Genomic DNA, 7,659 nt, shown 5'->3' with positions numbered 1-7,659 from the left:
GGCGCTGCGTCATCAGCAGAGAAACGAGATTATGAAGGAGTTTTTTATCTCTGTCAAATCGTGTCGCGCGCTGCTTGCTTGCCACCGACCTGCCAGATCCGCCGCGCAACCCGCACGCCGCGAACCCTTCTCTTGATGAACCGCCTGTCGCATCCGCTCTTGCGTAACTGCCTGCCAAGCTTCCCATCTCACCCGACCCGCCCACCGCTACGCTGCTTGCGTTGCGTTGTTCGCGTCGAGAAAGAGACTATAGCATGTATCGAAATCGGCACGCAAATCGGTTCACGCTTTTTTGTCAGTTTCATGAAGGGAAAAACGGCCGATACGCCTCGACAAGGCTCGAAAAGCGCGATCTATCGCCGTTTGGAGGCAGCAAAAATTTTTTCGCGCCTCCTCGTCCCTATCTGTGCTTGAAGACCGGCGGCCGTTTCGCCACGAAGGCCTCCATGCCTTCCTTCTGGTCTTGCGTGCCGAACAGCGAATGGAAAAGGCGGCGTTCGAACAGCAGGCCCTCGGCAAGCGGCGTCTCGTAGGCGCGGTTGACGGCTTCCTTGGCCATCATCACGGAAGGCAGCGACATCGAGGCAATGACGGTGGCCATCTCTACCGCCTCGTCCAGCAGGCGATCCGCCGCCACCACGCGCGAGACCAGGCCGGCGCGCTCGGCCTCGGCCGCGTCCATCAACCGGCCCGTCAGGATCAGGTCCATGGCCTTGGCCTTGCCGACGGCGCGCGGCAGGCGCTGCGAGCCGCCCGCCCCAGGAATAATGCCCAGCTTGATCTCGGGCTGGCCGAACTTGGCCGTATCGGCCGCCACCAGCATGTCGCACATCATGGCCAACTCGCAGCCTCCGCCCAGCGCATAGCCCGCCACCGCGGCGATGACCGGCTTGCGGACGCGGCGCAGGGTTTCCCAGTTGCGGGTGATGAAATCGGAACCGTAGACGTCCATATAAGACCAGTCCTTCATCGCGCCGATGTCGGCCCCGGCGGCGAAGGCCTTCTCGTTGCCCGTGATGATCATGGCGCCGATGCCGGGATCGGCGTCCAGCGCCAGCAGCCCGGCGCCCAGTTCGTCCATCAGCGCGTCGTTCAGCGCGTTCAGGGCCTTGGGGCGATTCAGCGTCAGGAGACCGACGCGGCCTCGACGTTCGATCAGAACCAGAGCTTCGCTCACGACCACACACCTCCCATATGTATAGATGCAGATGCGGCGCCGGCCACGCCCGGCCGGCAAACGGCGCGCCCGGTCGGCGCCGGGCCTGTCCGCAAGCATACCTTGCCCGTCGCGCGCCGGCGGCTTGAGTTTCACGGCGGCATGGCGCACCATTTTCGGTTTCACGGGCAGGAACGGAACATGGCGCCAGGAGCCAGCGGCGGACGGACGGTGATCGGACTATTGCTGGCCGCGGGCCGCGGCTCGCGCTTTTCCGCCGACGGCAGCGCCAACAAGCTATTGGCCGAGGTCGATGGCCGGCCGGTGTGCGTGGCGGCAGCGCAGGCGCTGCGCGGCGCGCTGCCCCGGATCGCCGCGGCCACCTCCCCGGCTGCTCCTGCGGTCGCGGAGGCGCTGCGGCGCGCGGGCTGCGAGATCGTGACTTGCGATCGCGCCGCCGAAGGCATGGGCGCGACGCTGGCTCAGGCGGTCGCCCAGTTGTCGGTCCGGGAAAGCGCGGCCGGCAACGAAGCGCCCGCCTGGTGCGTCATGCCCGCCGACATGCCGTGGCTGCATCCGGACACCGTGGCCGCGCTGCGCGATGCGTGGCTGGCTCTGCCGGCGAGCCGGCGCGGGAAAGCGGTGCTGGCGCCAAGCTACCGCCTGATGCGCGGGCATCCCGTCCTCCTGGGGCCGGCCTGGACGCCCCGGCTGTCGATGCTGGGCGGCGACGAAGGCGCGCGCAGCCTCATCGCCGGACAGGTCACGCCCATCCCCGTGGACGACGCGGGTTGCGTGCGCGACGTCGACACGCCGGACGACCTCGCGCCGGGCCCGACACAGCTGGCCTAACATAGACGCACCTGCGAATCGATCGCCATACGAACGACCGCCGCGCCTGACGTCGCGCGGGCCCTCTACACGGACCTCCATGACCGAAGCCATAACCTATCGACTGGAGCCGACCGATCCGGCCGGCCATCGCTGCACCGTCACCGTTTCCATTCCCGATCCCGCGCCCACCGGCCAATGCGTGAGCCTGCCGGCATGGATCCCCGGCAGCTACATGATCCGCGACTTCGCCCGCCAGATCGAGCGCATCGAGGCCCGGGCCTGGGGCCGCAAGATCGAGCTGACCAAGCTCGACAAGCACACCTGGCAGGCTGCGCCGTGCCGCGGGCCGCTGCAGATCACCTGCGTCATCTACGCCTGGGACCTCTCGGTGCGGGCCGCGCACCTGGACGACACCCACGGTTTCTTCAACGGCACCAGCGTCTTCCTTCGCGTGGCCGGCCAGGAGCACCTTCCTTGCCTGCTCGAATTGGCGCCACCCCGCAGCCTGGACTGGAAGGTCTATACCAGCCTGCCGGAAGCCGAGGGGCACCCCGCACGCGCCCCGCGCCACGGCTTCGGCATGTACCGGGCGCCCGACTACGATGCGCTGATCGACCACCCCATAGAAATGGGCACGCCACAGGTCGCCAGCTTCGAGGCGCATGGCGCGCCGCACGAACTGGTCTTTACCGGCAACGTGCCGAACCTCGACCTGGAGCGGCTGGCCGCCGACATCCGCAAGATCTGCGAGAAGCAGATCGCGTTCTTCGAGCCGCGCACGCGGCGCGCGCCCTTCCTGGACAGCGCCGACCGCTATGTGTTCATGACCATGGTGACCGGCGACGGCTACGGCGGCCTCGAGCACCGGGCCTCGACGGCGCTGATGACTTCGCGCGCCGACCTGCCCGTGCGCGGGCGTCCCGAGCAAAGCGACGGCTATCGCAACTTCCTCGGCCTGGTCAGCCACGAATATTTCCACACCTGGAACGTCAAGCGCATCAAGCCCGCCGCGTTCGCCCCCTACGACCTGGAGCGCGAGAACCACACCCGGCTGCTGTGGCTGTTCGAAGGCTTCACCTCCTACTACGACGACCTGTTCGTCCTGCGCGCAGGCCTGATCACGCCGCAGGATTATCTGCGCACGGTCGCCAAGACCGTATCCTCGGTGCACGCGGCGCCGGGCCGCTTCAAGCAGTCGGTGGCGGAAAGCTCCTTCGACGCCTGGACGCGCTACTACCGGCAGGACGAGAACTCGCCCAACGCCATTGTCAGCTATTACACCAAGGGGGCGCTGGCCGCTCTCGGGCTGGACTTGCTGCTGCGGCAGGAAAGCCTCGGCCGCCATGGACTGGACGACGTCATGCGGCTGCTGTGGACCCGCTACGGTAGAAACTTCTACCGCGGCTCGCCGCAGGGCGTCGCCGAGGACGCGATGCCGGCGCTGATCCGCGAAGCCACCGGCGTGGACGCGCGCGAGTACCTTCGCCGCTATGTCTATGGCCGCGAGGACGTGCCGCTGGCGGAACTGCTGGCGCGCCAGGGCTATCGCCTGGCGTGGAAGACAGCCTCCGCGCTGCCTTCGCTGGGCGTGAAAACCGCCCGGCAGGGAGAGGACCTGCGCCTTGCCACCGTGTACGAACGCGGACCGGCCCACCGTGCCGGGCTGTCGGCGCATGACGTGCTGGTCGCCCTCGATGGCATCCGCGTGCAGAACGGCAACCTGGACAAGCTGCTGGCGCGCTACCGCCCCGGCGACCTGGTCGAGGTGCACGCGTTCCGGCGCGACGAGTTGCGCCGCTTCACGCTGAAGCTGGACGCGCCGCCGGAAACGGAGTGCACGATCTCTCCCGCGGACTAGGGCCTGTTCGCGCTGGAACACGCCCGCGCGGGACACGGCGCGGGCGGAGGTCGGCTACCAGGCGATCGGTTCGCGGCCCTGCTCCGACAGCCAGCGGTTGGCTTGCGCGAAATGCCCGCAGCCCAGGAAGGGCACCGGCGGACGGCGCGCCGACAGCGGCGAGGGATGGTTGGCCGTCAGCACCAGGTGCCTGCCGCCGGGCGGCAGCAGCGCCTGCTTGGCCTGGGCATGCGCGCCCCATAGCATGAAGACCTTGGGCGCAGGCTCCCGGGCCACCGCCGCGATGACCGCGTCGGTGAAGGCTTCCCAGCCTTGCCTGGCGTGCGAAGCCGGCGCGCCGTCCTCGACCGTGAGCGAGGTGTTCAGCAACAGCACGCCCTGCCTTGCCCAGCGTTCCAGGTCGTTGCCGAACGTGGCCGGGTCGCCGCCGAAGCAGGCGGCGATTTCATTGAACATGTTGCGCAGGCTGGGGGGCCGCTTGAAACCCTCGGGCACCGAAAATGCGAGGCCCTGCGCCTGGCCGGGACCGTGGTAAGGATCCTGCCCGAGGATCACGACCCGCGTCGACTCCGGCGTGGCCAGATCGAGCGCGCGAAACGGCGAGGCGGGGTAGATGACGGCTCCTTCAGCTCGCCGCTGCTCGATGAAACGCTGCAAGGCAGCAAACGAGGAACTGGACAGCGCATCGTCGAGCAAGGCGCGCCAGCCGGGAGGCAGGCGGTCTACATGGTCCTGCAGCGGTTCGCTTAGGCGGTTGTCCGCCCAGGAGGAAAACAAATCGTCGCGAGGAAGACTCGCCGGCCGGGCGGGCGCGCTCACTGGTGTGCCCTCCTGTCGCTGCGCGACATCCTCCCCAGGGGAGGGAGCGCGCCCTTCGGGCGGCCGGGCGGGCGCGCTCACTGGTGTGCCCTCCTGTCGCTGCGCGACATCCTCCCCAGGGGAGGGAGCGCGCCCTTCGGGCGGCCGGGCGGGCGCGCTCATGCAAACAACCTCGCCAGCTCGGCGCCCGGATCGGGGGCGCGCATGAAGGCTTCGCCCACGAGGAAGGCGTGGACGTCGTACTCGCGCATCTGCCGCACTTCGGCGCGGCCCAGGATGCCGCTTTCGGTGACGACACGCTTGCCCGCCGGGATCCTGGGCAGCAGGTCTATCGTGGTCTGCAGCGACACCTCGAACGTACGCAGGTTGCGGTTGTTGATGCCCAGGAGGTTCGTGCGCAGCTGCAGCGCCACGTCCAGTTCGTCCCGATCGTGGACCTCGACCAGCACGTCCATGCCCAGTTCCATGGCCAGCGCCTCCAGGTCCCGCAATTGGGCGGGCGCGAGTGCCGCGACGATGAGCAGGATGCAGTCCGCTCCCATGGCGCGGGCTTCCACCACCTGGTAGGAGTCGACGATGAAGTCCTTGCGCAGGACCGGCAGCGCGCATGCCGCGCGGGCACGCCGCAGGTAGTCGAGCGAGCCCTGGAAGAACTGCACGTCCGTCAGGACCGACAGGCACGCGGCCCCGTGGGATGCGTACGAAGCCGCGATCTCGTCGGGCTGGAAGTTTTCGCGCAGCAGGCCCTTCGAGGGCGAGGCTTTCTTGATCTCGGCGATGACGCCGGACTGGCCCGCCGCCACCTTGGCCTCGATGGCCTGGGCGAAGCCGCGCACGTCCTGGCGCGCCTCGGCCTCGCGCCGCAGGTCGGCCTCGCTGCGCAGCAGGCGCGCGGTGGCGACCTCTTCTGCCTTTACTTCCAATATGCGTTGGAGAATGTCACTCATGACCCACCCGATGAAAATAGCGATGAGAAGGCGGCCTACCGCGATGCCGCCTTCCTGGTGAACGATACGAATTCGTCGAGCCGGGCGCGCGCGGCGCCACTGGCGATCAGTTCGAACGCCTTGCGTATGCCCTCGGCCACGGATGAAACGGTATTGCCGGCGTACATCGCCAGGCCGCCGTTGAGGGCGACGATGTCGCGCGCCGGCCCCGGTACGTTGGACAAGGCCTCGAGCACGAGTTCGCGGGATTCTTCGCGGTTGGCCACTTTCAGGCTGCGGTTCGAGACCATCTGCAAGCCGAAGTCCTCCGGATGGATCTCGTACTCGTAGACCTCGCCGTCGCGCAGTTCCCCCACCATGGTAGCCGCGCCCAGCGAGGCCTCGTCCATGCCGTCCTTGCCGTAGACCACCAGCACGTGCTTGGAACCCAGCCGTTGCAGCACGCGCACCTGGATGCCGACCAGGTCCGGGTGGAACACGCCCATGAGCTGGTTGGCGGCGCCGGCGGGATTGGTCAGAGGTCCCAGCAGGTTGAAGATGGTGCGCACCGCGAGTTCCTTGCGGATGGGCGCGATGTTCTTCATGGCCGAATGATGGATGGGTGCGAACATGAAGCCGATGCCGGTGGCCTCGATGCATTCGGCCACCGCTTCCGACGGCAGCATGACATTGGCGCCGAGCGCTTCCAGCACGTCCGCGCTGCCCGACGAGGAGGACACCCCGCGGTTGCCGTGCTTGGCGATCTTGGCTCCGCCAGCGGCCGCCACGAACATGGCCGCCGTGGAGATGTTGAAGGTATGGGCGCCGTCGCCGCCGGTGCCGGCCAGGTCCACGAGGCTGTCGGTATCGGCCACCTTCACGCCATCCGCGAATTCGCGCATGACGCGCGCGGCCGCGGTGATCTCGCCTATGGTCTCCTTCTTGACGCGCAGGCCCATGATGAGCGCCGCCGCGGTCGCGGGCGCCATTTCGCCGCGCATCAGCATGCGCATCAGCGACAGCATCTCGTCGTGAAAAATCTCACGGTGTTCGATGCAACGCACCAGCGCTTCGGTAGGGGTAATGGGCACCTTGGACTCCTCGGAAAATCGTTGCCGCTGGTTCATGCGTTCAACTGCAGGAAATTGCGCAGCAAGGCATGGCCGTGCTCGCTCAGGACCGATTCGGGATGGAACTGCACGCCGTAGACGGGAAGCGCCTTGTGGCGCACGCCCATGATCTCCCCGTCGTCGGTCTGCGCCGTCACCTCCAGGCAATCGGGCAGGCTGTCGCGCTCGATGGCGAGCGAGTGGTACCGGATTACCGTGTAAGGAGACGGCAAATCCCGGAACACGTCGCTGCCCGCATGGGTGATGGGCGACGTCTTGCCGTGCATGATCTGCCGCGCGCGGACGATTTTGCCACCAAATGCGGCGCCGATGGACTGGTGCCCCAGGCAGACGCCAAGAATGGGCACCTTGCCGGCGTAGGCCTGGATGAGCGGCACCGAAATGCCGGCCTCGGCCGGAGAGCACGGCCCGGGCGACACGCAGATGCGTTCCGGCGCCAGGGCCGCGACCTCGTCGAGCGTGATCTGGTCGTTGCGGTATACGCGCACGTCGGCGCCCAGTTCGCCGAAATACTGGACCAGGTTGTAGGTAAACGAATCGTAGTTGTCGATCATCAGCAGCATGTCAGTCTCCCCTCGAGTCGAGCAGGCCATCGGCCAGGGGCGCATCGGTCATCGTGCCGTCCGGCGGCGAGCGCCACCACGCGAACGACAGGCCGCGGCTCGCGTATGCGGGGGGTCGGCTAGCAAGGGAAGGTACTGCTGGATGCACGGGCAATCTCCTGGGTCGGGAGCCGCCGTGCCGGGGATCTGTGTGAATTCGCGACCTGCCACCGGTTACGGCGGCAAGGTGCAGTTTCGAACCGCAACGACGTGCCGCTTCCTAGCGGAAGCGCCACCACTGAGCAGCTTGGTTCGAAACGATACGGTTCATGTCGTCTGGCGAGTGAAAAACGGGCCGCAGCGAGGTGCGCATGCCGGCTCCGGGGCATTCTAA

General features: G+C 67.4%; 9 protein-coding genes. 3 read left to right on the top strand and 6 right to left on the bottom strand.

Features of this window, described 5'->3' with window-relative positions:
- Nucleotides 1-414 (top strand): hypothetical protein (locus tag CDO44_RS28160; protein ID WP_233146290.1); only part of this gene is annotated, 414 nt, incomplete at its 5' end.
- Here the strand turns inward: CDO44_RS28160 and CDO44_RS20220 are convergent.
- A complete protein-coding gene (locus CDO44_RS20220; RefSeq protein ID WP_087782098.1) occupies nt 401-1,177 on the bottom strand; it encodes an enoyl-CoA hydratase in 777 nt (258 codons plus the stop codon). The genes CDO44_RS28160 and CDO44_RS20220 overlap by 14 nt on opposite strands.
- A gap of 180 nt (nt 1,178-1,357) precedes the next feature.
- On the opposite strand from CDO44_RS20220, the gene CDO44_RS20215 reads away from it, so the two are divergent.
- Nucleotides 1,358-2,008, top strand: a complete 651-nt coding sequence (locus CDO44_RS20215) for an NTP transferase domain-containing protein (protein ID WP_087782090.1) — start codon at nt 1,358-1,360, stop codon at nt 2,006-2,008.
- Nucleotides 2,009-2,087: 79 nt separating this feature from the next.
- Entirely contained in the window at nt 2,088-3,848 is a 1,761-nt protein-coding gene (locus tag CDO44_RS20210) for a M61 family metallopeptidase (protein ID WP_087782089.1), read from the top strand.
- 54 nt (nt 3,849-3,902) lie between these two features.
- On the opposite strand, the gene CDO44_RS20205 is transcribed toward CDO44_RS20210, so the two are convergent.
- The 5 genes from CDO44_RS20205 to CDO44_RS28155 all read right to left on the bottom strand — a co-directional run bounded on the left by CDO44_RS20205 (nt 3,903) and on the right by CDO44_RS28155 (nt 7,434).
- The gene (locus CDO44_RS20205; RefSeq protein ID WP_369824697.1) at nt 3,903-4,667 is read right to left on the bottom strand and encodes a uracil-DNA glycosylase; all 765 of its coding nucleotides are present in this window, start codon (nt 4,665-4,667) and stop codon (nt 3,903-3,905) included.
- Nucleotides 4,668-4,825: 158 nt separating this feature from the next.
- On the bottom strand, nt 4,826-5,614 hold the full coding sequence (trpC, locus tag CDO44_RS20200) for an indole-3-glycerol phosphate synthase TrpC (RefSeq protein WP_087782087.1): 789 nt from the start codon (nt 5,612-5,614) through the stop codon (nt 4,826-4,828).
- A 35-nt stretch (nt 5,615-5,649) separates the two neighbouring features.
- Nucleotides 5,650-6,684, bottom strand: a complete 1,035-nt coding sequence (gene trpD / locus CDO44_RS20195) for an anthranilate phosphoribosyltransferase (RefSeq protein WP_087782097.1) — start codon at nt 6,682-6,684, stop codon at nt 5,650-5,652.
- Between the two features lie 32 nt (nt 6,685-6,716).
- Entirely contained in the window at nt 6,717-7,286 is a 570-nt protein-coding gene (locus CDO44_RS20190; RefSeq protein ID WP_087782086.1) for an aminodeoxychorismate/anthranilate synthase component II, read from the bottom strand.
- A gap of 1 nt (nt 7,287) precedes the next feature.
- Nucleotides 7,288-7,434, bottom strand: a complete 147-nt coding sequence (locus tag CDO44_RS28155) for a hypothetical protein (RefSeq protein ID WP_233146289.1) — start codon at nt 7,432-7,434, stop codon at nt 7,288-7,290.
- Nucleotides 7,435-7,659: the final 225 nt, after the last annotated feature.

It is taken from the genome of Pigmentiphaga sp. NML080357 (genome assembly GCF_002188465.1).
Taxonomy (GTDB): Bacteria; Pseudomonadota; Gammaproteobacteria; order Burkholderiales; family Burkholderiaceae_B; genus Pigmentiphaga.
This window is presented reverse-complemented; position numbering and strand designations above follow the sequence as displayed.